At 73.1% G+C, this 25,536-nt stretch carries 19 protein-coding genes; 14 read left to right on the top strand and 5 right to left on the bottom strand.

Annotation, left to right across the window (positions count from 1 at the left end):
* Positions 1–312 precede the first annotated feature (312 nt).
* The 3 genes from GSY65_RS19105 (at position 313) to GSY65_RS33825 (ending at position 5,100) form a co-directional block, all read left to right on the top strand.
* On the top strand, positions 313–2,307 hold the full coding sequence (locus tag GSY65_RS19105; protein WP_159770280.1) for a YncE family protein: 1,995 nt from the start codon (positions 313–315) through the stop codon (positions 2,305–2,307).
* Between the two features lie 236 nt (positions 2,308–2,543).
* Positions 2,544–3,260 carry a response regulator transcription factor gene (locus GSY65_RS19100; protein ID WP_236579891.1) on the top strand — a complete coding sequence of 239 codons (717 nt, stop codon included), beginning with the start codon at positions 2,544–2,546 and terminating at the stop codon, positions 3,258–3,260.
* Between the two features lie 85 nt (positions 3,261–3,345).
* Positions 3,346–5,100, top strand: a complete 1,755-nt coding sequence (locus tag GSY65_RS33825) for a sensor histidine kinase (protein WP_236579889.1) — start codon at positions 3,346–3,348, stop codon at positions 5,098–5,100.
* A gap of 247 nt (positions 5,101–5,347) precedes the next feature.
* On the opposite strand, the gene GSY65_RS19090 is transcribed toward GSY65_RS33825, so the two are convergent.
* Positions 5,348–6,598 (bottom strand): hypothetical protein, encoded by a 1,251-nt coding sequence (locus tag GSY65_RS19090; protein WP_159770277.1) that lies wholly within the window; start codon positions 6,596–6,598, stop codon positions 5,348–5,350.
* 104 nt (positions 6,599–6,702) lie between these two features.
* Positions 6,703–7,968 carry a PP2C family protein-serine/threonine phosphatase gene (locus GSY65_RS19085; protein ID WP_159770274.1) on the bottom strand — a complete coding sequence of 422 codons (1,266 nt, stop codon included), beginning with the start codon at positions 7,966–7,968 and terminating at the stop codon, positions 6,703–6,705.
* Between the two features lie 224 nt (positions 7,969–8,192).
* On the opposite strand from GSY65_RS19085, the gene GSY65_RS19080 reads away from it, so the two are divergent.
* Together GSY65_RS19080 and GSY65_RS19075 are read left to right on the top strand one after the other, a co-directional pair.
* Entirely contained in the window at positions 8,193–8,660 is a 468-nt protein-coding gene (locus GSY65_RS19080) for a hypothetical protein (RefSeq protein WP_201452593.1), read from the top strand.
* A 267-nt stretch (positions 8,661–8,927) separates the two neighbouring features.
* Positions 8,928–9,857 carry a hypothetical protein gene (locus tag GSY65_RS19075; RefSeq protein WP_201452592.1) on the top strand — a complete coding sequence of 310 codons (930 nt, stop codon included), beginning with the start codon at positions 8,928–8,930 and terminating at the stop codon, positions 9,855–9,857.
* Here the strand turns inward: GSY65_RS19075 and GSY65_RS19070 are convergent.
* Positions 9,763–11,232 carry an aminotransferase-like domain-containing protein gene (locus GSY65_RS19070; RefSeq protein WP_159776154.1) on the bottom strand — a complete coding sequence of 490 codons (1,470 nt, stop codon included), beginning with the start codon at positions 11,230–11,232 and terminating at the stop codon, positions 9,763–9,765. The genes GSY65_RS19075 and GSY65_RS19070 overlap by 95 nt on opposite strands.
* Before the next feature lie 99 nt (positions 11,233–11,331).
* Between GSY65_RS19070 and GSY65_RS19065 the strand changes: the two genes are divergently transcribed.
* The 5 genes from GSY65_RS19065 to GSY65_RS19045 all read left to right on the top strand — a co-directional run bounded on the left by GSY65_RS19065 (position 11,332) and on the right by GSY65_RS19045 (position 16,327).
* Entirely contained in the window at positions 11,332–12,111 is a 780-nt protein-coding gene (locus GSY65_RS19065; protein WP_159770268.1) for an alpha/beta fold hydrolase, read from the top strand.
* Between the two features lie 99 nt (positions 12,112–12,210).
* The gene (locus GSY65_RS19060) at positions 12,211–12,681 is read left to right on the top strand and encodes a DUF7144 family membrane protein (protein WP_159770265.1); all 471 of its coding nucleotides are present in this window, start codon (positions 12,211–12,213) and stop codon (positions 12,679–12,681) included.
* A 195-nt stretch (positions 12,682–12,876) separates the two neighbouring features.
* Positions 12,877–13,890 carry an endonuclease/exonuclease/phosphatase family protein gene (locus GSY65_RS19055; protein ID WP_236579887.1) on the top strand — a complete coding sequence of 338 codons (1,014 nt, stop codon included), beginning with the start codon at positions 12,877–12,879 and terminating at the stop codon, positions 13,888–13,890.
* An 81-nt stretch (positions 13,891–13,971) separates the two neighbouring features.
* Positions 13,972–15,942 (top strand): FUSC family protein, encoded by a 1,971-nt coding sequence (locus tag GSY65_RS19050; RefSeq protein ID WP_159770259.1) that lies wholly within the window; start codon positions 13,972–13,974, stop codon positions 15,940–15,942.
* Positions 15,943–16,111: 169 nt separating this feature from the next.
* Positions 16,112–16,327, top strand: coding sequence for a hypothetical protein (locus GSY65_RS19045; RefSeq protein ID WP_159770256.1), 216 nt, complete (start codon positions 16,112–16,114; stop codon positions 16,325–16,327).
* A gap of 137 nt (positions 16,328–16,464) precedes the next feature.
* Here GSY65_RS19045 and GSY65_RS19040 read toward each other — a convergent pair whose 3' ends face one another.
* Positions 16,465–18,540 (bottom strand): PhoX family protein, encoded by a 2,076-nt coding sequence (locus GSY65_RS19040; protein ID WP_159770253.1) that lies wholly within the window; start codon positions 18,538–18,540, stop codon positions 16,465–16,467.
* A gap of 244 nt (positions 18,541–18,784) precedes the next feature.
* Here GSY65_RS19040 and GSY65_RS19035 point away from each other — a divergent pair, with 244 nt between their 5' ends.
* The 4 genes from GSY65_RS19035 (at position 18,785) to GSY65_RS19020 (ending at position 23,761) form a co-directional block, all read left to right on the top strand.
* Positions 18,785–21,010, top strand: a complete 2,226-nt coding sequence (locus tag GSY65_RS19035) for a VWA domain-containing protein (RefSeq protein ID WP_159770250.1) — start codon at positions 18,785–18,787, stop codon at positions 21,008–21,010.
* A gap of 141 nt (positions 21,011–21,151) precedes the next feature.
* On the top strand, positions 21,152–22,867 hold the full coding sequence (gene metG / locus GSY65_RS19030) for a methionine--tRNA ligase (RefSeq protein ID WP_159770247.1): 1,716 nt from the start codon (positions 21,152–21,154) through the stop codon (positions 22,865–22,867).
* Between the two features lie 53 nt (positions 22,868–22,920).
* A complete protein-coding gene (locus GSY65_RS19025; protein ID WP_159770244.1) occupies positions 22,921–23,286 on the top strand; it encodes a PH domain-containing protein in 366 nt (121 codons plus the stop codon).
* A 97-nt stretch (positions 23,287–23,383) separates the two neighbouring features.
* Positions 23,384–23,761 carry a nuclear transport factor 2 family protein gene (locus GSY65_RS19020; protein ID WP_159770241.1) on the top strand — a complete coding sequence of 126 codons (378 nt, stop codon included), beginning with the start codon at positions 23,384–23,386 and terminating at the stop codon, positions 23,759–23,761.
* Positions 23,762–23,907: 146 nt separating this feature from the next.
* Here GSY65_RS19020 and GSY65_RS19015 read toward each other — a convergent pair whose 3' ends face one another.
* A complete protein-coding gene (locus GSY65_RS19015; RefSeq protein ID WP_236579885.1) occupies positions 23,908–25,260 on the bottom strand; it encodes a pectate lyase family protein in 1,353 nt (450 codons plus the stop codon).
* Positions 25,261–25,536 lie beyond the last annotated feature (276 nt).

Raw genomic sequence — 25,536 nt, 5'->3', positions numbered from 1 at the left:
GCGGAGAGGCCGGCCACCGGCCGGTCGCGCACCACGGCCTGTGCGCCGCCGTCCTCGACCGGACCGTGTCCGGAAACAACCGCTCCAGGACAGTCGTGGAGGTGCGGCTCGGCGAGCGGGACGAGTCGGCAGCGCGGGCGGGAAACGGCAGTTCGTCCTGGGCGCGAGCACGAGGGCGGGTTGCGCCGCGTCTTCCGCGGGCCCTTCCGAATCCCCTGTCAGTGGCTTGATCTAGTCTTCGCTCACCGTGTCCGTGTACCGTCCAGGTACCCGGGACGCTCTGTCGCTTTCGTTCCGGGGGGTTCGACACACGTGCCGAAGCGCACACTTCCGACGGCCACCGCGCTGGCCGTCCTCTTCAGTTCGGCCGCGCTCGCGGTCACCGGGGCCACGCCCGCCGTCGCCGACACCAGCACCCCACTGCCGGTGCAGTCGGCGGGGGACATCGTCGTCGACGGGTCCCACCAGCGGGTCTTCGTCTCCGACCCGGTCGGCGGCAAGGTCGTCGCCACCGACTACGCGGGCACCGTCGTCGGCACCGTGACCTCGCTGCCCGGCGTCAAGGGCCTGGAGCTGTCCCCCGACGCGGGCACGCTGTACGCGGCGGTGCCGGGCGACGACTCCCTCGTGGCCGTCGACACCGCGACGGTCACCGAGGCGAAGCGGTACCCGACCGGCGAGGGCACCGACCCGCAGTACCCGGCGTGGGCCGGGGGCAAGCTGTGGTTCGGGTACGGCGCCGCCGCCCAGGGCAACATCGGCTCGCTCGACGTGTCGGGCCCCGACCCCGTGGTCACGCTCAAGCAGGCCGGCGGCTGGTACACGGCACCCCTCCTGGCGTCCACGCCCGGCGCCCCGGACACCCTGGCGGCCGGCGTCGAGGGCGTGAGCCCGATCACCGTGGCCGTCTACGACGTGTCGTCGGGGACGGCGGCGAAGACGGCGACCGGCCCGAACACCAGCGACTACGTGGCGAGCAACCTGCGCGACCTCGCCCTCACCCCGGACGGCTCCCACCTGGTGGTGGCCAGCGGCGCCCCGTACCGCCATCAGGTGTACCGGACGTCCGACCTGACGCCGGACGGCACGTACCCCACCGACGCGTACCCGAACGCCGTCGCCATCGCCCCCGACGGCACCGTCGCCGCGGGCATCGACGGCATGTACGAGCCGGACGTGTGGGTCTACGAGCCGGGCAGCAGCACCGCCGAGCACGTCTACGACTTCACGGACACCGCCGACGGCACCGGCGCGGGCACCCTCGTGCCCGGCGGCCTCGCCTTCACGCCCGACGAGTCGCACCTGTTCGCGGTGGTCGCCACCCGCTCCGGCGGCTACGCGCTGCGCGACCTCGACGACACCGTCCCCGCGCCCACGACCCTCTCGGTGAACGCGCCCGCGACGGCGGCCCGCGCCAAGGAACTGACGGTCACCGGCAGGCTGACCTCGGACACGGCCTTCGCACCCGGGACGGCCCTCGCCGTCACCCGCACCGACCCTGAGTCCCCGGCGGGCAAGGCGCTCGCCCCGGTCACGGTCGCCGCGGACGGCACTTACTCCTTCAAGGACACCCCGCTGGCCGGCGGCGCCGTGACGTACGCCGTCTCCTACGCGGGCGACACCCGGCACACCGCGGCGAGCGCCTCCGACACCGTCGACGTCTCCCGCGCCACGCCCACGCTGACGCTCGACAAGAACGGCAACGTCTACGCGTACGGCGCGGACGTCTCGTTCACCGCGCACCTCGGCACCACGTACAAGAACCGCGCGGTCGAGATCTGGGCCGACCCGTACGGCTCCGACAAGCCCGACAAGCTGGTGAAGTCGGGGACGGTGAACTCCTCGGGGAACCTGTCGGTCACCCTCGACCTGACCCGTGACACCAGGCTCACGGCGAAGTTCGCGGGCGACGCCCGCTACAAGCCGGTCACGGCGACGAGCCGCGTCCACACCAAGGTCAGCGTGTCGACGACGCCGAGCCGTCACTACAAGACCGCCTACGCCTGGAGCCACACCTACTACTACTTCCGCAAGTCCGTGGACCCGCTGTTCACGACGCGGATGACCTCCTACCCCGGCCGCAAGTACCGGGTCGAGACACAGGGGTACTACGCGGGTGCCTGGCACACCACGGGCAAGGAGTACTTCGCCCTGGAACCGGGCGGCGTGGGCGCGGTCGAACTGACCGGAACCCCCAGCACGGGCGTCCGGTTCCGGATCCGCTCCGCGTACATCGACACGTCGTCCGGCGACAACGTCAACGCGACGACGTACGGCAGCTGGAAGTACTTCGTCTTCACCAGCTGACGTCCCGTCGGCCCACCTCACCCTCCGAGCGCGTCCGGTCCAACTCCGGGCGCGCTCGCGCATGTTGGGGACGAGCGAGAGAGCGGCAGGGTTCCCGTCACCGCTGTGAGGAACGAGTCATTCCGATTCATCCCGAAGGCGCTGTCACTTACCTGCCGGTACGTGTGAGGATACGCGAACCCTGCCGAAAAACTTGAGATCTCAAATTTGAGGTCACGGTCGCAAAGGAACAGGACATGACCGCCCCTGTGCCCTCTGTTGTCTCCTCGGACACGGGCCGCCTTCTCGTCGTGGACGACGAGGAGGGGATCCGTTCCATGCTCACCATGGCCCTGGAATTCCTCGGCTACCAGGTGATCCCCGCGGCCACCGGGCGCCAGGCGCTCCAGGCCGTCACGCGCCATGACCCCGATCTGATCCTCCTCGACGTCAACCTGCCCGACCTCGGCGGCTTCGAGGTCTGCCGGACCCTGCGCGAGCGCGGCAACGCGGTACCGGTGCTCTTCCTCACCGGACTCGGCGGCGTCGACGACCGGGTGCGCGGCCTCGACATGGGCGGCGACGACTTCGTCACCAAACCCTTCGAACTGAAGGAGGTCGCGGCACGGGTGCGCGCGCTGCTGCGCCGCGCGGGCGGCGCCCCGCCCGCCCCCGACCGCAACCGGCTGCGCGCCGGGGAGGTCCAGCTCGACGCGGACGCCCACCAGGTGTGGGCCGCCGGCCGCCCCGTCGGCCTCACCACCACCGAGTTCGCCCTCCTGCGCTACCTCATGGAGAACCCGGGCCGCGTCCTGTCCCGCGGGCAGATCCAGGAACGCGTCTGGAACCACCGCGACGAGGGCTCCGGCGTCGTCGACACCTACATCTATTATTTGCGCCGCAAACTAGGCGAACCCGGCCAGTCACTGATACGCACGGTCCGGGGGGTGGGCTACCAGCTGTGTACCAACTGAGCGCGTACCGGAACGCCGTCCGGGGCAGTGGGTGCGGCGGAGCCGCCCGGAGCGGAGCGCGACGCCCCCGGCGAGGAGCGGACGGATGAGCGGCTTCACCGGACTGGGCGAGACGATCAGGGCCGCCGGGTTCCTCGCGACGGCCACGCCGGGCGAACAGCCCCACCACCGGGGGAACAGCGCCGCGTCAAAGTCCCCTCCGCGCCCGGCCCGCTCGGGCGGGCGTACCGTCGCCTTCTGGCTGCTCGCCACCCTGACCGTCCTCGGCACGCTCGGCGCCCTCTCCGCGCACACCCTCGCCCATCATCTGACCCTCCGCACCGACCGCGAGATAGCGCGGTTCAGCCGCCTCGCCTTCCCTGCGTCGGGAGCGCCCCGGCATGTGATGGCGGGCTGGACGACGGGCTCGACGGCGTCGAGGTCGGCGGCGGCATCGGCACCGGGGGCGACGGGGGAGACCGGGCAGGGAGCCGACTCCGGGGCGGAAACGAGGGCCGGGACGGGAGCGGAGTCCAAGGCGGGCGCCGCGTCCGGCGCCGGGAGCGCCTCCGGAGTCACGGCCTCCGGGGTCACGGCCTCCGGGGTCACGTCGGTGTCGTCGTCCGCTCCCGCGCCGTCGACGTCGGACCGGGGCGCGGCGGGGACGGCCACGGCGGACGGGACCGACGCGGGCTCTGGCTCGGACACGGGTTCGGACACGGGCTCGGACACGGGCTCGGGTTCGGGTTCGGGTTCGGGTTCGGCCCTCACGTCCTGGTCGGGCACGGCCGGTCCGGCGGCGGAGCAGCCCGGCTCCCCCGCACCGCCCCTCCTCGACAAGGACATCCTCGTCCTCGTCCTCGACGCGCGCGGCAGGGTCGTGGAGCGCTACCCCGGCTCGCCCGGCCTGCCCGCCTTCCCCTCCCTCACCGCCGACCGCCTGAAGGCGTATGCGACGCGGTCCGACCCGTCCGGGTTCGGGGAGTCCTACCGCGCCCAGGTGGTCCGCGTCCCCCTGGCCGGCCGCACCCACAAGGGCAGTTACGTGGTCATCGCCCGCTCGACGGCCGAGGACCGCCGAGCCGTCGCGCAGCTCGTCCAGGTGGAGACCACCGCCGCCGTCCCCCTGGTCGCCACCGTCCTGTTCGGCGCGCGCCGCCTCTGCCGCCGGGAGGTGCGTGAGCAGCGGGAGTCGGAACGCCGGCTGCTCGAGTTCATGGCCGCCGCGGGCCACGAGCTGCGCAACCCGCTGACCACGATCTCCGGGTACGCCGAACTCGCCCGCGTCGACGACCCCGCCTTCGCACCCATGCGGCAGGAGGCGCTGGGCCGGATCGCCACCGAGGTCGGCCGGATGAGCACCCTCATCGACGAACTCGTCCTGCTCACCCGTCTCGACCTGGGCCAGCCCCTGCACCTGACCAGCGTGGACCTCGCCCAGCTCTGCCGTGACGCCGCCTCCGCCGCGCGGGACTGCCACCCCGACCACCCCGTACGGCTGCTGCTCGCGCCCGGCGACCACACGGTCACCGGGGACCCCCTCCGTCTGCACCAGCTCGTCGCCAACCTGCTGAACAACGCCCGCGTCCACACCCCGCCCGGCACCACCACCACGCTGGGTCTCGGCACGGAGGACGGCTACCGCGTCATCGAGGTCATGGACGACGGCCCCGGCATCCCCCGTGAACTCCGTACCCGCCTCTTCGAGCCGTTCGTCCGCGGCGAGGCGACCAGGGCTCCGGGCAGCGGACTCGGCCTGAGCATCGTCGCCGCGATCGCGACGGCCCACGGCGGCACGGTCCTCCTCGAACCCTCCAGCGACGGCGCGTGGTTCAGGGTGCGGCTCCCGGCGCCCTTCTGATGCGGAGGCGGTGTGAACAGTTGGCCAGGAGAGGTGTTTTTTACTCAGGCTTGACCTGTTTCTGATCAGACTCCGATCAGACTCCGATCCGATCCGGATCCGCGCCCGCTTAAGTGATCCGCGTGCGGGGGCACATCACCGGTGTGACCTCGCACAACTCCCCCTCCGAGGTCGGCCCGGCGCGCACTCTGATCGACGGCTCATCGATCTACGACGAACGGAACGACGGCTCATCGGCCCGGCTCGGCTAACCGGGTACGTGCTGGGCCGACCTCAACTCGGCGAGGTGCCGCCGCACATGGCTCAGTGCCCCTTCGCGCCGCCCCGGCACCATGCTCCGCAACTCCGCCAGGCGCAGACCCAGTTCGGCGGCGCGGCGCGCGTCGCCGATCTGCCCCCACTGGTGGTGGGCCCGGTCGACGGCCGCCTCGACCGCCGGGTCCCGCACGTCCTGCCCCGCGGCCAGCCGCGCCTCGGCCACGCCCATCCAGGTCTCGCAGCTGCGCGCCGCGTCCCCGGCGAACATCGCCAGGTCGGCCCGCACCTCACGCCAGTGCAGTTCCTCCGCCGTCCCCGCCCCGAACTCCCGCCGGGCGGCCTCCTCCCACCCGGCGGCGAGGGCGTCGGCCTCGGCGTGCCGCCCGTCCTGCACGGCGGCCGTGATGGCGAGATGAGGATCGCCGCCCCCGGCGCCCCCGCCCCCGGACTCCTCGCTGCCGGCCTCCTCGGCCTCCGCGCCCCCGGCCTCCGCGCCCCCGGCCTCCGCGCGCGGCACACCGGCCGGCTCCGGCAGGACGGCGACCGGGTCGGGGAGGACGGCGACCGGGTCGGGCAGGGACGCGGCCGGGTCTCCCTGCGGTCCGGCGCCGGGGGCCGCCGCGTCCTGGGCCAGGAGGATGTCCCCGTACTCCGTCGTGCGCAGCAGCACCTGCTCGTGCAGGACCGCGGGGGGCAGGAGCTGTCCGCTGCGCAGTATCGTCGCGAGCGCCTTCATGTACTGCGGTACGGCCACGCCGCGCCGGGACGGCGGCGGCGCGATCCGCCCGTACACGTTCACCCCCGGGCCGAACGGCACCGGCCGCCCCGCCAGTTGCCGCCACACCTCGGCGTCGGCGTGCAGATCGAGGAACAGGGTCGTGGAGCCGGGGGCGCGGAGCCGGAGTTCCTCGACCATCCAGTGCCAGGGGAAGGCGGTGTAGCGCACGGTGGCCGGGGTCGTGCGGGCCAGCGCGAGGTGCACGAGCCGCTGCTTGCGGTCGAGTTGCAACTGCCCGATGAGGTACACGGTGAGCGGGCCGGGCGCGGTGGCCGCCGCCCGCAGCCGGGTGAGCACGGCCTGCGGCTCCAGCGGGTCGGCGAGTTCGACGACGTTCGCCGTCCCGGTGCCGGACAGCACCTCGGGCGGGACGGCCGCGAGCACGGGAAGCACGGAGGCCGCGTCCACCAGGCACCCCTTGCCCACGGGCGAGGCCGCGAGCAGCAGCACGGTTCCGGGCATCGGTTCCCTCCCCATCGATCACGTACGCCATCCAGCACCGTAACCGCTGCGCGTGCAAACGGGGAAAGGACCGGTCGGGAACGCCCCGTTGAGGGGGGTTCCGGTCAGGAGTCCGTGAGGGCGCCGGGGGCATGGCCGGTGCCGGTGCCGCGGCGGACCACGAAGATCGTCGTATCGTCGTCGAGGTGCCCGCCGGTGTGACCGAGGACGCCGTCGTGGACGAGGCGCACGAGGGCGGCCGGGTCGGTCGCGGCCCGCGGATCGGCGGCGACCGCCCGGTTCAGATAGGCGCTCAGCGGAAAGAACGCCCCGTCCCTGTCCCGTGCCTCCGTCACCCCGTCGGTGACCAGCAGCAGCGACTCGTCGGGAGCGAGCCGCACGGTGATGCCCGCCCGGCCCGGTCCGCGGGTGGTGGGCGAGGGGCCCGTCGGGTCGTCCACCGGTGCCAGCTCGCTCATGCCCAGCGGGAGTCCAGCGTCCAGCGTGAGGACGCGCACGCCGTGGGGGGAGACCAGCAGCAGCGGTTCGTGGCCGAAGTTGACGATGTCGACGGTCAGGGTGCCGAGGCCCGTCGTGTCGGGGCCCCAGTCGGTGCGCTCGCTGCGCAGCTCGGGGAAGTCGAGGAGGACGGCGGTCGCGAAGCGTTCCGCGTCGCCGCGGCCTACGTGGGCGCAGTAGCGGACGTGGCGGATCATCCGGGTCTCCAGCCGCTCGGCCACCGTGCCGGGTTCCGCCTCGTAGTAGGCCGCCTCGCGGAACGTGCCCAGCAGCACGGACGCCGCCTCCACCGCCCCGAGGCCCTTGCCCTGGACGTCGCCGACGAGGACGCGCGTGCCGTACGGGCTCGGCTGGATGTCGTAGAAGTCACCGCCGACGCGGGCCTCGCTGTCGGCGGCGAGATACAGCTCGGCGTGGTCGAGGCCGCCGACGTGCGGCGGCAGCTGGCGCAGCAGGATCTTGCGGGTCGTGTCGACGACGGCCCGCATGTGCAGCATCCGCTCCTGCCCGCGCAACCGGACCGCGCAGGCCAGTACGGCCATCAGCCCTCCGGCGGCGAGGAGGATGAAGTCGGGCAGTCCGGAGCGGTACTGGTGCGGCCAGGACGTGTCGCCCGCGAAGTACACGAGCATGGCGACCACCGCGAACAGCGCCGTCGTCCACACCCCGCAGACCGCGGCGGCGATCCCGGGCACCAGCACCAGCCACGACAGGACCCGGAAGTCACCGCCGGTCGACCAGTCGACCACGGGGACGGCACACAGCACCACCAGCGGCGGAAGCCAGGCGACGCTACGGCCGCGCACCCGCAGCGGCTGCTGCCGCTCTACGGGGTCCGGTGCACGGCGCGCACGCGGCCTCGGCATCCGCATGCCCCTCAGCGAAGCACGCCACCACGCCCCGCGCATCCCGGCCCCGCCCGCGTGGTCTCCCCTGTTCCGGCTGCTCCCCGCCCCGACCGCTCCTGCTCCGACCACTTCCCCTGCTCCGACCACTCCCCGTGCTCCGACTTGCCGACGGGGCGCCCCAGGGTGTGACCTGGAAAGCGGGGCGGGCAGTCGCGGGGGCGGGAAGGAAAAGGAAGGGGAGTGCTCCCATGGCTCAGACGGCACCCCGGCCGGGCACACCGCTGCAGGGTCCGGGCGCACCGGCCACGCGGACGGCACCGGCCACGCCCGACGTCTTCGGCCCGCGCGCCCACACCATCGCGCGCTGGACCCTCGCCGTGGTCCTCGGTCTCGTCTACGGCTACTGGGCGGCGGCCATCAACCGCGACGCGGGCCCGATCACCGGCTGGAACGTGCTGTTCGGCCTGGTGACCGCGTTCGTGTTCGCGGTGCTCCACCTCGCCGTGCAGACCGTCGCGCCCCGGCTGCGCCGGGAACTGCACTCCGCGCTGTGGGCGGCCTTCACGGGCTGCGCCTTCGGCTTCCTCTACAGCCAGGGGGGCGACAGCGTCGTGATGTCGACGATGCTCTCCCTCGTCATCGCCGCGGCCGTGCTCGTGGCGACGTTCTACCGCTACTACACGCACGAGGACGCGACGGGCCACCGCCTGGCGTGAGCCGGGGGCCGAAGCAGGGAGTCGGAACAGGGGGTCAGTCCTCCCCCCCCTCCCAGCCGGGGGTCGGTCCGCCCCCTCCCAGCCGCGGGTCGGTCCTCCCCCTCCCAGGTGCCGGAGGCGGGCCCGTGGTCTGCCGATGAGGGGCGGGCCGCAGGCCCAAACCTTCGGCGGGCGGCGGCAGCCGTTCGGCTTGTCCTGGGGGGCCATTCGCAGTCAGACGCGATGTCAGCGCTCGCGCGGGGGCCACGGGGGGACTTGCCTGAAGGGGTGTTCCCTCGTGTTCGCGGCCCCCTGTCGACCGCGCTGATCCTGCTCGCCTGCCTGCTCGCGCCGGTGGGCGCGCTGGCCGCGTGGGCGACGTACGAGCTGGGCGACCGGGCCCGCTACGAGGCCGTCACCGCGCCGCTCGCCGCCGACCCCGCCGTACGGGAGGCGCTCGCGGACGCGGTCGCCACCGGGATCATGCGCGAGGTGCGGGTCGGGCCGCCGCTGCGCGAGCCGGTACGGAACTTCACGCACGACGCGGCCCGCTCCTTCACCCGGACCGAGGCGTTCCGCACGGCATGGCACACGGCGAACCGGGCGGCCCACGACGCGGTGCTGCGGGCGGTCCGCGAGGAGGGCACCGGCGGCAGCGGGCACGGGGCGCAACCCGTGACCCTCGACCTGGCGCCGGTCGGCGAACGGGTCAAGCGTCAACTCGCCCGCGAACACGTGCCGTTCGCCCATCGCATCCCGGTCGCGCACACCGAGGTCACGGTGCTGTCGGCGGAGGAACTCGTCCAGCTGCGGAAGGGGTATCGCGTGCTCGAAGTCGCCGCGTTCTGGCTGCCGGTCGGTGCGCTCGTCCTGGCCACGGCGGGGATCCTGATCGCCACCCGGCGCCGCCGCGCGGTGTGCGCGACGGGGCTCGGCACGGCGCTCGGCGGCGCCCTGCTCGGCGTCGCCGTCGCCCTCGGCCGCCACCTCACCCTCGCCGACCTGCCCCCGGACGTCTCCCCGGCGGCCGCCGGCGCCGTCTACGACGCCCTCACCGCCACCCTGCGCACCGTCACCTGGGGCCTGCTCGCCCTCGGCGCCGCCGTGGCCGCCGCGGCCTGGATCACCGGCCTCCTCGGGCGACGTCCCCCAGCACCGCCAATGCCTCCGCCAGCTCCCGCGGACCCACCGACGCAAGTCCCAGCCGGACGCAGTTGAAGGCACTGACCTGGGCCCGCCCCGCCACCCGCACCGGCCGCCCTCCCCCTCGCGATGCCACCGGCGCCACCGATGCCGACGCCGACGCCGTCGCGGGCACGCTGAACGCCGGTCCCGGTGTCACCGCCACCCCGCGTTCCGCCGCCGCCGCGCAGAACGTGTCGGCGCGCCAGGGCTCGGGCAGTTCCCACCAGGCGTAGTAGGCGCGCGCGTCCCCCCGCACGGCGAACCCGGCGAGGCGTTCGCGCACGAGCCGCTGCCGGGCCGCCGCGTCCTCGCGCTTCGCGGCGACCAGCCGGGCCACCGTCCCGTCCGAGATCCACCGCACCGCCGCCTCCAGGGCGAACCTGCCCGCGGCCCACCCCCCGGACCGCAACGCGTCCCCGGCCTCCCCGACCCGCCCCTCGGGCACCACGAGGAACCCGACGGTCAGCCCAGGCGCCACCCGCTTGGACAGCCCGTCCACGACGTACACCCGCTCCGGCGCGTACGCCGCCAACGGCAACCCGCCCCCCACACACCCCTCTGCCCCCGCGCGTTCGCCTTCGCCCGCGCCCGCGCCCGCGCCCGCGCCCGCCAGGAACGCCCAGATCCGGTCCTCCACCACCGGCAGGTCCAGCTCCCGCACCACCGACGCCAGTGCGGCCCGGCGCGCGTGCGGCATCGTCGTGGACGTCGGGTTGTGGAGGGTCGGCTGCACGTACACCGCCGACAGGGGCGCCGCCCGGTGCGCGGCGGCCACCGCGTCGGGCCGGAGCCCCGCGCCGTCCGTCGCGAGCGGCACCAGCGTCACCCCCAGCCGCCCGGCGATCTCCTTGACCAGCGGATACGTGAGGGACTCGACGCCGACCCGGCCCCCGGGCCGGACCAGGTGCGCCAGGGCGGCGGCGATGGCCTGCCGGGCGTTCCCGGTGAAGAGGAACCGCTCCGGTTCCGGCAGCCAGCCGGGCACCGCGAGCAACCCGGCCGCCGCCTCGCGCGCCGCGCCCGTGCCGGTCGCCGGGACCAGGCCCAGCGCCTCCCCCAGCACGTCCGTCCGCAGCAGCGGCGCGAGCCCGGCCGCCAGCAGCTCCGCCTGACCGGGCACGGAGGGGTAGTTCAGCTCCAGGTTCACCGGTGCCGCGGAGACCGGCTCCGCCAGCGCCCGACCGGCGCCCGCCCCCGCCGGCGCCGCCCGGACGAACGTGCCGCGCCCGACCTCGCCCACCACCAGCCCGCGCCGCACCAGTTCCCCGTACACGCGCCCGGCCGTGGACCCGGCGATCCCGCGCCGCCGGGCGAACACCCGCTGCGGCGGCAGCCGGTCGCCGGGGCGCAGCCGTCCGGCGGCGATCTCCTCCGCGATGCGGTCGGCGATCCGCCGGTAGTCGCTCACCATGTCCGGGTCCACCCTCCCCCCGGCGCGCCCACCCTCATTGCACCGAGGGCAAAGATCCTATTGCACCGAGAAGTTGGGGCGACCTAGGGTCGACGCATGGCACCCTTCCTCGCATACGAGGACAAAGGGGAAGCGGGTTCGCCGGCGCTCCCTCTCGTCCTCGTCCACGGCCACCCCTTCGACCGCACGATGTGGCGGCCCCAGCTCGCCGCGTTCGCCCCGTCCCGCCGGGTCGTCGCCCCGGACCTGCGGGGCTACGGCGCCTCCCCGGTCGTCCCGGGCGTGACCCCGCTCTCCGTCTTCGCCGAGGACGTCGCGGCGCTCCTCGACGACCTCGGCGTCGCCGAGTTCGTCCTCGCGGGTCTGTCCATGGGCGGCCAGATCGCCATGGAGTGCTATCGACTGTTCCCGCACCGCGTCCGCGGTCTCGTCCTCGCCGACACCTTCCCGACCGCCGAGACCGAGGAGGGCAGGCGCGCCCGGAACGCGACGGCCGACCGGCTGCTGCGGGAGGGGATGGACGGATACGCCGACGAGGTGCTGTACCGGATGGTCGCCCCGTACGCGGACGCCGAGGTCGCGGCGCATGTGCGCCGCATGATGACGGGGACCGGTCCCGAGGGCGCGGCGGCGGCTCTGCGCGGGCGGGCCGAGCGGCCCGACTACCACGAGCTGCTGACCCGCGTCGCGGTGCCCGCGCTGGTCGTCGTCGGCGCCGACGACGAGTACACCCCGGTCGCCGACGCCGAGGCCATGCACGCCGCCCTGCCCGACTCCGTCCTCCGGGTGATCGACGGTGCGGCCCACCTGCCGAACCTGGAACGCCCCGACCTCTTCAACGAGGCGCTGGAGGACTTCCTGGCCCGGCTGGACTGAGGCCGGACACTTCACCCGTTCGGCCTACAGCGCATGCGGCGCGCCCTGCCCCGCGTGAGCATGCGGGTGAGCTGTCCGCCCTTCTGAGGAGGCCCTCCCATGGCCCAGCACAGCGCCGAACCGCGTTCGAACGCCCACAGCCACCAGACCATCTCGACGCCGACGCCCCCGCAGGGGCGGCACTCCGGTTCGTCCTGGGCGATCGGCGGCATGGTCTTCGCCGGTGTCCTCATGATGGTCGGCGGGGTGCTGGGCATCCTCAACGGCATCTCGGCGATCGCCACGGACAACGTCTACACGAACATCGGCGACTACGTGTTCGAGTTCAGCCTCACCACCTGGGGCTGGATCCACCTCGTCCTCGGAGTCGTCGTCGCCTTCACCGGCTTCGGCATCCTCCAGGGCCGGGACTGGGCGCGGGGCGTGGGTATCGCCCTGGCGTCCCTCTACGCCATCGCGTGGTTCATGTTCCTCCCGTACGCGCCCGTCTGGGCCGTCATCGTGATCGCCGTCTCGGTCTTCGTGGTGTGGTCCCTGGCGACGGCCCCGGAGCAGGAGACGTACACCTGACCCGGCTGCCGCGGCGGCGGCCCGCGCCCCCAGCGCGCGGCGGCACCGGTCGCCCCGGCCCGGTGCCGCCGCCGCGGTGGGCCGCCCGCACCCGGGCGGCAGGCCCGCCCTCCGTGCCGCGCGCAACCTTCGGCCCGTCCACCCCGTCCTTGGATGAGGAGCACAGAACCACCGCGGGTGATCGGAAGGCCGGCCTTGGAGAGCACCACCGTCGAACGGCCCGAGCCGGTCACCGCCCGCCGGGCCACCCACGGCGGCACGAAGGGTTTCGCCTTCCTGCTGCTGACCGGGGTGAGCGCGGTCGTCGCCTGCCGGCTGATCGGTGTCGACGCCTTCACCCCGGCCCCCCAGCTCCTCGCGTTCCTGCCCTGGCTGCTCGCCCCCACCGGCCTCGCCCTGCTCCTGTCCGCCCGCGCCCGCTCCTGGACCGGCCTGACCTGGGGTGTGGTGCTGCTCGGCGCGCTGGCCTGGTACATCGAGCCGTACGGGAAGACGAACGCGCCGGGCGGTCCGGCGCTCGCCCGGATCCGGGTCATGACCTCGAACGTGCACTTCGGCGACGGCACCGCCGCCCTCGTCCGGGCCGTGGAACGCGAGCGCCCCGACATCGTGTTCGTCGAGGAGTGCCAGGCCACCTGCACGGCCACCCTCCGCGACACCTTCGGCGACCTCAGCGGCGACAAGCCCGCCTACCCCTACCGCCGGGCCGTCGAGGGCTACGGCTCCGACGGTTCAGTCATCCTCAGCCGCCACCCCCTCAAGGGCACCGACCCGGTCCCCGGCACCATGGGCATGCCCGGCGCCGTCGCCGACGTCGAGGGCCACCCCGTACGGCTGCAACTGGCGCACCCCATGCCACCGCTGGCCGGACAGGTCGGCACCTGGCGGCGGGAACTCGGCGCGCTGCGCGCGTACGCGGCGGCCGACACCCGGACCCCGACCATCGTCGCCGGCGACTTCAACGCCACCCAGGACCACGCGGCCTTCCGGGACATCCTCGACACGGGGCTCGGCGACGCCGCCCGGCTCACCGGTGACGACCGCAGAGCGACCTGGCCCTCCCGGACCACCCCGCGGTTCGGCGCCCAGATCGACCACGTCCTCGTCTCCTCGAAGGACTTCTCCGCCCGCGAGACCCGCTTCCTGGAACTGGGCGGCACCGACCACGACGCGGTGGTCGCCGATCTGACCCTCCACCGGCGGAAGTGACGCCGCGGACGGGCCACCGTCGCCCCGGCCCACCGGAGAACGTCACACGATCGGGCGATCTCCGGTGGTGATAATGGCCGCATGCCCCGCCCGTTCGCCATCGGCCTGACCCCGCCCGACTGGCTGGTCCGCACCCTCCAACCCCAGCAGGCGCCGCCCGTCAACCGACCCGCCGTGGCGCGCGCGGCGGTCGCCCTGACCCTGCCGCTCGCCCTCGGACTCGCCGCCGGCCGCCCCGAGTACGGCGCCCTCGCCTCGATGGGTGCCCTGTCGGGCGTCATCAGCGACACGGCGGACGCCTACCGCATGCGCCTGCTGAACATCGCGGTCCCCCAGTTGTTCAGCGCGATCGGCATCACCCTCGGCTCCCTGGTCTACGGCCACGGCTGGGTCACCGTCGCCGCGCTCACCGGGGTCGCGCTGGTCTCCGGGATGATCTCGACGATCGGCGCCGTCGCCTCCGTGTCGGGGCTGCTGCTGCTCCTCAACTCCGTGGTCGGCGCGGGCCTGCCCATGCCGGGCGACTGGTGGCTGGCGCCGCTGCTGATGACCGGCGGCGGCCTCCTCGTCCTCGTCCAGGCCCTGCTCGCCTGGCCGCTGAGGGCCGGCGTACCGGAACGCGCATCCGTCGCCGACACCTACCGCAAGGTCGCCGACCTGCTCGCCGCGACCGCCTCCGACGCCGCCGACGCGTACGACACGGCCCGGCACGCGGTCACCCAGTCCCTCAACCAGTCCTACGACCTGATCCTCGCCCGCCGCGCCCGCCACCACGGCCGCAGCCCCGACCTGGTCCGGCTCCTCGCCCAGCTGAACGCGGTCACCCCCCTCGTGGAGGCCGCCCCCGCCCTCCGCCTCTCCGGGCGCCCGCTCCCCGACGAGATCCCCACCGCCGTCCGCCATGTCGCCGAGGCCGTCGACACCGGGTACTCCGGGCCGCTGGGGCTGCGGCTGCCCACGCCCGGGAGCGAGACCGGCAAGGCGGTCGACCAGGCGCTGCGGCACGCCGCCGAGGTCGTCACCGAGGGCTCGCCGGACGCGCTGTCCCGGGCCGACGACCACCTCGGCCGGACCGCGCCGCTCCGGGTGCGCGCCGCACGCGCCGCCCGTGACGTGGCCCTGTCCGCCGCGTCCTGGCGCTACGGCCTGCGCCTCGCCCTGTGCATCGGCATCGCCCAGGCGCTGGTCTCCCTCGTCGCCGTGCCGCGCTCCTACTGGGTGGCGCTGACCATCACCTTCGTGCTGAAACCCGACTTCGGCTCGGTGTTCTCCCGCGCGCTGCTGCGGGCCCTCGGCACGGTCGTCGGCCTGGTCGTCGCGGCGGCGATCCTCGCGGAGGTCCCGCGCGGCTGGTGGGACGTCCCGGTGATGCTGTGCCTCGCCCCCCTCATCCCCGTCTTCACCCCCCGCGGCTACGGCTACCAGACCGCCGCCATCACGCCCGTGATCCTGCTGCTGTCCGACATCCTCAACCACCAGGGCACCGGCCTGCTCGTGCCCCGCCTCGTCGACTCCCTGGTGGGCTGCGGAATCGCCCTCGTCGCGGGCTACCTGCTGTGGCCGGAGAGCTGGCACGCCCGCGTCGGGGCACGGCTCGCGGACGCCGTCGCCGACACCGCCGCGTACGTGGAACACGTCTTCGGGGCGGCCGGGGAGGACCCCGGCGGGCGGGCCCGCAAGCGCCGCGGCCTCTACCGGGACCTGTCCGCCATCCGTACGGAGTTCCAGCGGGCGCTGACCGAGCCGCCGCCCACGGGGCGGCGGGCCGCTGCCTGGTGGCCGCTGGTGGTGGCGGTCGAGCGGATCGTCGACGCGACGACGGCGGCGCGGGTGCGGGTGCGGCAGGGGGCCGAGCCGCCGTCGGCGGCCGAGGTCGCCCAGGTCGCCCTGCAACTGCGCGAGCTGGCGGACGGGCTGCGGAAGACCGACGTCCTCTACGCGGTCCGGTCGGATCTGAGCGGTCCGCCGGGGAGCGTCCTGGAGCCGCTGCGCCAGGAGGTCGCGGCGGCCCGCGCGATCACGTCGGCACCCGACCGGAACGCCGTCGGGTAGCGGCGGGAGTCGTCCGGCGGGGGCGGGGCGGTCAACCCGACGCAGGGCGCTGAATCGTTACGCCTGCCCCGCACGGGTGACGGGAGGAGGGTTCGCAGACGGAAAGCCGTAATGATCGGACCCGTCCAACCGGACGATTCACTTCCCATCTGACAAGGGGATGTTCGCCATGCGGCGCACCGCCACCGTCCTGCTCGGAACCCTCGCCCTGGCCGGCGCCCTGGCCCCGGCCGCCCACGCGGTCCCGGACCCGGCGGCCACGGTCACCTGCCTCACCGAGACCCCCGCCGCCGTCACCGAGCTGGCCGACCCGGCCGTCCTCCTCGACCCGGCCGGCCTGCTGGACCCGGCCGCCGCGCCGGGCGTGAGCTGTCTGGCCCCCTGAGCCCCACGGCGACGCACCGCGGGCCGTCCTCCCACCGGGAGAACGGCCCGCGTTCGCATCTGCACGGACAGGGGCGGGACAGCCCGTCCGGGCCCCCGCGCGCACCCGTGGCGTCGGCGCACGCGGGGGCGGCTCGCTCAGACGCCGATGTCGCAGCCGTCCGCGCGGTAGACCGCCACGACCGCCGGGCGGACGATCTTGCCGGGCCCGTCGGGCCAGGTGCTCCTGGGGTTCTCGACGGAGGCGCCGTCCAGCTCACCCGGGTGCTGCACCGCGACCAGGACACGGCGGTCGGTGATGATCGGACCGCAGGTCTCGGCGCCGCTCGGCACCGTCAGGAACTGCTTCAGCTCACCACGGCGCTCCCCCTTGGTCGCCACGCCGAAGAGACCGTCGTGCGAGCCGAGCTGGTTGCCGTCGGTGGAGATCCACAGGTTGCCGTACGGGTCGAAGGCGACGTTGTCCGGGCAGGAGATCGGGGAGACGTCGTCCTTCGGGAAGCCCGCGAAGTACGTCGCCGGGTCGTCGGGGTCGCCCGCGACGAGGAACAGCAGCCACGCGAACCGGGTGCTCTCGGGCCGGTTCCAGCGCTCGGTGAGCTCCAGGACCTGGCCGTGCTTGTTGGCGTTGCGGGGGTTGGCCTCGTCCGCCTTGGGGTTGGCGCCGACACCGCGGTTGGAGTTGTTGGTGAGGGCGACGTAGACCTTGCCGGTGACCGGGTTGGGCTCGATGTCCTCGGGGCGGTCCATCTTCGTCGCGCCGACCTTGTCACCGGCGAGCCGCGTGAAGACGAAGACCTCCTCGGCGGTCATGCCCTCGACGTGCGAGACGGCGCCCTTCGCGGTCGCGGTGGCCAGCGGGATCCACTCGCCGCTGCCGTCGAACTCACCGTCCGCCGGGAGCTTGCCCGTGCCGTCGATCTCGATGGCGGGGGAGTCACCGGTGAGCTTGGCGACGTAGAGGGTGCCCTCGTCGAGCAGCGAGAGGTTGTGCTCGCGCACGGCGCGGCCCGACCCCTTCCTCATCCGCTTGCTGCTGACGAACTTGTAGAAGTAGTCGAAGCGCTCGTCGTCACCGGAGTAGACGACGGGACGGCCGTCGGCGGTGAGCCGGATGGTCGCGGCCTCGTGCTTGAAGCGGCCGAGGGCGGTGTGCTTGCGCGGCGTGGACGACGGGTCGTACGGGTCGAACTCGACGACGTACCCGAACCGGTGCACCTCGTTCGGCTCCTGGGCCACGTCGAACCGCTTGTCGAAGCGCTCCCACTTGCGCTCGGTGGCGCCGGTGCCGATTCCGTACCGCTTGTCGGTGGGCCGGCTGCTGTTGGCGAAGTACTGGTTGAAGTTCTCCTCGCCGTGCAGCGTGGTGCCCCAGGGGGTGGTGCCGCCGGAGCAGTTGTTGAGCGTGCCGAGGACCTTGCGGCCGGTGGGGTCGGCGGAGGTCCTGAGGAGGTCGGAGCCGGCGGCGGGGCCGGTCAGCCGGAACGGGGTGGTGGCGGTGACCCGGCGGTTCAGATGGTGCCGGGGCACGGCGGTGAGCCTGCCGGTGCGCCGGTCCTCCTCCACCACGACGGCGGACAGGCCGTGCGCCGCCCAGGCGACCTCGACCTGGTCGCGGGTCGGGTTGGCGGCGTCGTAGCCGCGGAACATGAGCATCTCGTCGGTGTACTCATGGTTGGCCACGAGAAGCTTGCGGCCGCGCTCGCCGGGGAGCGGCAGCAGCGCGAGGAAGTCGTTGTTGTAGCCGAACTGCCCGGCCTGGGCGGCGGCCGTCTGGTTCTCCGGGTCGAACGCCGGGGCACCGCGCAGGATGGGCTCGCCCCAGCGGATGACGACGTTCTGCTTGTATCCCGCGGGGACGGTGACGGCGTCCGCCGTGTTGGGCGCGACGGCGTCGAACCGCAGGCCGCGGACCGCCTTGCGCTTCGGGGTGCTCTTGGTGGTGGCGGTGGCGGTGGTCCCGGTGGTGGCCGCGGCGGCCTGCGGGGCGGTGCCGAACGCCGTCGCCGTACCGGCCGCGGTGGCCACGGTGACGACGGCGGCGGCGCGCATCACGGACCGGCGGCTGAGCGCGGAGGCGATCACGTCGCCCACGTACTCGTTGGCGCTGGTGTTCGGCACCTCGTGGAAGCAGGCGTCACCACAGCGGAACCGACAGGTCATGGCGGAACGGCCGCCGGGGTGCGAGCCGATCATGGGCAGCAGCTTGCGCACGTTGCGCTCCCTCTTATGTGCCTTTGGTGTGAGCGCGACGTTAGGGGCGCGCGTGTTCGAGCACGGGGACGGAGGGTGAACGGCAGGTGAACCCACGACAGTTGAGGCGGTATTGACAGCTCCCGGTCGCGGGGTTAGAGAAACCTCCCGCCCCACCCCAAGATCGCCAGTCGCGGCGGCTAACCTTACGTGTCCGTCCTGGCCAGGGATTGACGGGCTACAACTCACGCGAAGGGTTGCGCACATGGGCATTCTCTCTCTCCTGCGGAACGCGTTCTCCCGCTCACGCAAGGGGCGCGACACGGTCCCTTCGCAGGAGGCGGAGCAGGTCTCCCCGAAAGAGCCGACGACCACGGGTCCTGAGGGGGGTGCCGAATCAGCCACCACCGCTTCCCCGCGGGAGGCCGAGCCGGGTTCCACGGGGGCTGAGGAGCGGGGTACCTCGCGGGAGACCGAGCCGAAGCTTCCGGCCCAGGGGTCCGAGCCCAAGCCGGCCCCGTCCGTCGCCGACGAGCTGGTCTCGGCGGCCTTCGACAACGTGACGGTGCCGAAGCCACGGACGGAGGAGCGGGAGCCTGCGGAGGCCGAGGCGGGTACGCCGGGGGCGGAGGCCGAGGCAGCCGCCGCGGCGGAGCCTGCGGAGGCCGGGGGCAAGGCCGAGGTGGCCGACGAGCGAGCTGCGGACGCCGAGGCCGAGGCCGGGGAACCGGAGGCGGAGCCCGCGGCGGAGGCCAAGGCCGAGCAGCCGGTCGCGGCGGCGAAGGCCGAGCGGGAGGAAGAGGAGCAGGTCGAGGCGGAGGCCCTCGCGGCAGCCGCTGAGCCCACGGCGGAGGCTGCGCCTGAAGCTGCCCCGGACGCCGTCGAGGCCGAGGGCGCGGCCGAGAAGGAGAGCGAGAAGGAGACCGCGCAGGAGACCGAGGCTGTCGCTGAGGCGGAGCCGGCGGTTGCGGAGCCCGCCCCGGCGGCCGGCCCGGAGCCTGTCGCGGAGGGTGAGCCGAAGGCCGAGGCGGACTCGGTCGCGGAGCCGGTCGCGAAGGGCGAGCCCGAGCCCCAGCCGGAGCCGGCGGCCGCACAGGAGGCCGACGCCGAGCCGCAGGCCGAGCAGGCGGAGAAGGCCGAGAAGGCCGAGGAGCCCGAGGTCGAGGCCGACGCCGAGCCCGAGGCTGCCACGGCCCCCGAGGCCACGAACCCGGCGGAACCGCAGGCCGAGTCCGCCCCCGAGCCTGAGGCTGCTACGGCCCCCGAACCGGAAGCTGCCACAGCGCCCGAGCCGCAGGCCGACGCCGCCGAGCCCTCCGCCCCGGAGGCCGCCCCCGAGGCGGAGCCGCAGGCGACCCCCACGGCGGAGGAGCCCGAGCCGCAGGCCGAGAAGGCCAAGGAGCCCGAGGTCGAGGCCGAGGCTCCCACGGCCCCCGAGGCCACGAACGGGGCGGAGCCGCAGGCCGAGTCCGCCCCCGAGCCTGAGGCTGCTACGGCCCCCGAACCGGAAGCTGCCACAGCGCCCGCGCCGCAGGCCGACGCCGCCGAGCCCTCCGACCCGGAGGCCGCCCCCGAGGCGGAGCCGCAGGCGACCCCCGCGGCGGAGGAGCCCGAGCAGGAGCCCGTCAAGGCGGCCGAGCCCGCCGAGGCGTCGGAGCCCGCAGCCGTGGCGGCACCCGAGCCGGAGGAAGTGAAGGCTCCCGAGCCCGACGCCGCCCCCGAGGCCGTGGCGGCGGCCGACGAACCCGCGCAGCCCACCGCCACCCCCGAACCCACGGACGCCGTCGAATCCACGGACGCCCCGGAGACCGCAGCCGTCTCCGCCACCCCCGCGACCCCCGCCGCCCGCGTCCGCTCCAGCGCCCCCGGTCTCTCCACCGCCTACAAGACTGCCGGCGCCGTCCTGAAGAAGCACGACCTCACCGGCGCCCGCGCCAAGGTGTACCTCGTCCTCGACCGCTCCGCGTCGATGCGCCCGTACTACAAGGACGGCTCCGCCCAGGCCCTCGGCGAGCAGGCCCTCGCCCTCGCGGCCCACCTCGACCCCGAGGCCACCGTCCCCGTCGTGTTCTTCTCCACCGAACTCGACGGCACCGGCGCGCTCACCCTCGCCGAGCACGAGAACAAGATCGACGAGCTGCACAACGGCCTCGGCCGCATGGGCCGCACCAGCTACCACGCGGCCGTCGAGGAGGTGCTCGCCCAGCACCAGAAGTCGGCGGACCCCACCGCCCCCGCCCTCGTCGTCTTCCAGACGGACGGCGCCCCGGACGCGAAGACCCCCGCCACCCAGGCGCTCACGGACGCCGCGAAGAACCACCCCGGCGTGCACTTCGCCTTCGTCGCCTTCGGTGACCCGGAGAACAAGGCGTTCGACTACCTCCGCAAGCTGAAGACGGGCAACGCCTCGCACTTCCTGGCCGGCGAGACCCCGCGCGAGCTGACGGACGCCGAGGTCTACGAGGGCATCCTGGCCGCCTGGCGCCCGTAACCCTGCCTCGCGTCCCGCACCGGGACGCACCGTGCCGTCCGCCTCCCACCCAGTAAAACGGGAGGCGGGCGGCACCCCCGTGTCGGCTAGGATTTCAAGACTCACGCCTTACGAAATCGACCGACCTGGGAGCATCCCCCGATGGCTCGACACCTCATCACCAGCGCCCTTCCCTACATCAACGGGATCAAGCACCTGGGCAACATGGTGGGGTCCATGCTCCCGGCGGACGTGTACTCCCGGTACCTCCGCCAGCGCGGCCACGACGTCCTGTACATCTGCGCGACGGACGAGCACGGCACCCCGGCGGAGCTGGCGGCGAAGGAGCTGGGCCTCCCCGTCGACGAGTTCTGCACGCAGGCGCACGACGCGCAGAAGGCCGTCTACGACGGCTTCTCCCTCGCGTTCGACTACTTCGGCCGCAGCTCGTCCGCGCAGAACGTGGAGATCACGCAGCACTTCGCCCGCAAGCTCAAGGAGAACGGGTTCATCGAGGAGCGGGCGATCCGCCAGGTGTACTCGCCCACCGACGGCCGCTTCCTCCCGGACCGCTACGTCGAGGGCACCTGTCCGCACTGCGGCTACGACAAGGCGCGCGGCGACCAGTGCGAGAACTGCACCCGCGTCCTGGACCCCACCGACCTGATCGACCCGCGCTCCGCCATCTCCGGCTCCACGGACCTGGAGGTCCGCGAGACCAAGCACCTCTTCCTGCTGCAGTCGAAGCTGCAGCGGGAGGTCGAGGAGTGGGTCGCGGCGCACGAGCACCAGTGGCCCCAGCTGGCGTCGTCCATCGCCCGCAAGTGGCTCACCGAGGGCCTGCACGACCGGGCGATCACCCGTGACCTGGACTGGGGCGTCCCGGTCCCCGCGGACACCTGGCCGGAGCTGGCCGCCGAGGGCAAGGTCTTCTACGTGTGGTTCGACGCGCCGATCGAGTACATCGGCGCGACGAAGGAGTGGTCGGACCAGGACCCGGAGAACCGCGACTGGAAGTCCTGGTGGTTCGACGTCGACACCGACGTCCGCTACACGCAGTTCATGGCGAAGGACAACGTCCCCTTCCACACGGTGATGTTCCCGGCCACCGAGCTGGGCGTCCGGGAGCCGTGGAAGAAGGTCGACGTCGTCAAGGCGTTCAACTGGCTGACGTACTACGGCGGGAAGTTCTCGACGTCGCAGAAGCGGGGCGTCTTCACCGACCAGGCCCTGGAGGTCCTCCCGGCGGACTACTGGCGCTACTTCCTGATCGCCAACGCCCCCGAGTCGGACGACTCGTCCTTCACGTGGGAGCACTTCACCGCCACGGTCAACAAGGACCTCGCCGACACGCTCGGCAACTTCGTCAACCGTGTGCTGTCCTTCTCCCGCAAGCGCTTCGGCGACGAGGTCCCGGCGGGTGCGGCGGCCGGTGAGGCCGAGGCGAAGCTGGGCGAGGAGATCGCGCGGCTCCTCGCGGAGTACGAGGAGCACATGGACGCGCTCCAGTTCCGCAAGGCGGCGGCCGCGCTGCGCGCGCTGTGGTCGGCGGGCAACTCCTACCTGGAGGAGAAGGCCCCCTGGCTGGAGATCAAGACCGACCAGGACGCCGCGGCCCTCACCCTGCGCACGGCGATGAACCTCATCCACCTCTACGCGGTGGTCTCCGAGCCGTTCATCCCGACCTCCTCCGCCGCCATGCGCGGCGCGTTCGCCCTGGAGAACGACACCGCCACCTGGGTCACCCCGGAGCAGGCCAGGTCCCTGACCGCGGTCCCCGCCGGCACGCCCTTCACCGTCCCGCCCGTCCTGTTCGCCAAGCTGACGGAGGACGACCTGCAGGCGTACAAGGAGCGCTTCGGCGGCCAGGCCGAGTAGCGCACCACAGCCGGGAGGCAACCCCCCAGAGCCGGGTGGGCGTCTCCCGGTACATGGCACTGTTCGGAAACGCGCATACCGTCAATCCCGCGAAGGCCCAGCAGGACTACGCACGTCTGCTGGGTCACGGTGAGCAGGTGCACGCCGCGTTCCTGCTCATCCGCGACACCATCCTGTTCACCGACCGGCGTCTCATCCTCATCGACAAACAGGGGATCACCGGCAAGAAGGTCGAGTACCACTCCGTCCCGTACCGCAGCATCACGCACTTCTCGGTCGAGACGGCCGGTCACTTCGACCTCGACGCCGAGCTGAAGATCTGGCTGTCCGGCACCCACGAACCGATCGAGAAGACCTTCACCAAGGGCGTCGACATCTACGAGGTCCAGGCGATCCTCACGCAGTTCGTCGCCGGGTAGCCCCACCGGCACGAGGTGCGGCATCGCCGAGGTCCACGGTGGTCGGCGGGCCGCTCGTGGGACGGGCGCGCGCGAAACGGCCTGATATTACTGGGACATGCAGGAAGAGACCGCACGTTCCGCGATCGACACGTTCATCTCCGCGTTCAACGCCTCGGACGACAGCTATGTGACCGCCCTGCTCTCCCAGGCCCTGACCTCGGACGTGGTCTTCTGGGGGCCGTTGGGGCGTAGCGAAGGGATCGGGGCGGTCGAGCGGTTCGTGCTGGACATCCGACGCCACCCGGCGGGGACCGGCACGATGGTGCGCTGCTCGGCGGTCGACATGCCTGACGAATGGGCCCGGTACCAGTGGGTGTTCACCACACCTGACGGAGGCCCCCACCTGGCGGGAACGGACGTCGTCCACCTGCGACGGAGCCTCATCGACCAGATCATCGTCTTCGCGGGAGAGATCGAACCGTTCGCCTCCTGAACGATCCTTCTGCCGCTGCCCTTCTCCGGAGGGCGTCCAGGCCCGGCGCCCGCTGCCGCGACCGCCGAACGGGCACGGGGGCGTGGTGACTCCGCCCGGCCACCGGAGAAGGACGGCCGGGCGGGTCACGTTCGGGTGGGGCGGGGTCAGGAGAGGGTGCCTGCGCCCGTGGTGGTGGCCAGGTCGGTCAGGAGGTTCTTCACCGACGTCTCCAGGCCGGCCGTCAGCGTCGGCGTCCAGTTCACCGTCGTCTTCAGCTTCTTCGAGTTCGCGGCGTTGTACGCGGCCACGAGGTCCGTCGCCGTGCCGTTGACGACGTTGCCTGTCCCGGCGAGGGAGCCCGTGCCGTCGCCGCTCAGCAGCTTCGCGGTCTTCGCGCCGGCCGGGATCCGCCACACGTTGTGCTCGGCCACGACCTGCGCCTTGGCGCGGGAGTCGATGCTGTACTTCGACTCGTAGCCGTTGAGGGGCGTCGTGTCGTAGACGTTGTTGTAGAGGTGGATCTGGCCGATGCGGGCCAGCGGCGCGCGCTGGACGATGCCCTTCCACACGTTGTGGTGGAGGGTGACGCGGAGCTTGCCCGTGGAGTCGGTGTCGCTGCTGCCGATCAGCATCGTCTTGTCGTGGTGGGAGAAGACGTTGCGTTCGACGGTCACCAGGTCGGAGCCGTTGGTGATGTCGAGGGCGCCGTCGTGGATCTGGTACTTGCGGCCGAAGTACGTCTTCAGCGACGTGTCGAAGGTCGGCTCGTCGGTGAACGTGTTGTGGTCGGCCCAGACGTTGGTCGCCCCGCGCAGGGTGACCGAGTCGTAGGCGGAGTTCCACTCGCCGGACGAGCCGTCCGTCGGGTCCCACTGCGGGAAGCAGTCCTCCGTCGCGGCGAACGTCAGGTTGCGGATGATCACGTTCTTGACGTTCTGGACCTGGAGGCTGCCGCCCGTGATCCCCGCCTTGGTGCCGGGGACACCGATGAGGGTGGTGTTCGACGGGACCCGGAAGACGATGTTCTTCTTCTGCTTGTCCGCCGCGGCCTTGCGGGCGGTCTCCTGGGCACCGGACGGTGCCTTCTTGCCGTACGTCGACGGGTCGAAGGCATTGAGGTACGCGGAGAGCGAGTAGCCGGTGCCGGAGGCGTAGTCCGCGCAGGTCAGCTTCTTGCCCGCGTCGTCGGTGTTGGCGTCGATCGTGCCCTTGATCTTGATGATGCGGGGGGTGGTGTCGGTCTGCGCGCCGAGCGCCTTCACCAGTTGGGCGCGGGTCGAGACCGTGAAGGTGTGCGCCGCGTCCGCCTTCGAGCCGCCGGTGGTGCCGGACCCGGAGGCCGCCCAGCCGTCCTTGGCGGGCAGCACCTGCCGGTAGAGGTCCGTGGGGGCGGCGCCCGCGTTCATCACCAGGACGCCGGCGCCGACACCCGCGGCCACGGCGGCGGCGGTGACCACGAGGACGCGGCGCTTGCGGAGGGACCGGCGGTGGGAGGGGCGCGAGGAGACAGAAGCCACGGATGAGTCCTTACGTAACGTACGTGATTCGGGTGAACACGTGGTTCGTGTGGAACCCCTGTGAAGGGAGTTCCGACTCATGGGTGGTCGCCGTTCGGGGAAAGGTTGCCCCCGAGTTCACTTTTCCCTGCTGCTCCCGCCGGGGCCGCCGAAGCCGCCGCCCTCCGGGGCCTCGCCCGCGGTGACCGTGGCGATCTTCTCGGCGGAGCCGAGCGTGCCCGACCCGGCCAGGCCGCCGGTGTCGGACCCGGAGGCCGAACCGCCTGCCTACACGCT

Origin of the sequence: Streptomyces sp. HM190 (assembly GCF_009857135.1) — a bacterium.
GTDB classification, from domain to species: domain Bacteria; phylum Actinomycetota; class Actinomycetes; order Streptomycetales; family Streptomycetaceae; genus Streptomyces; species Streptomyces heilongjiangensis.
Note: the sequence above shows the minus strand (reverse complement) of the source record. Positions and strands in the feature narration are given on the sequence as shown.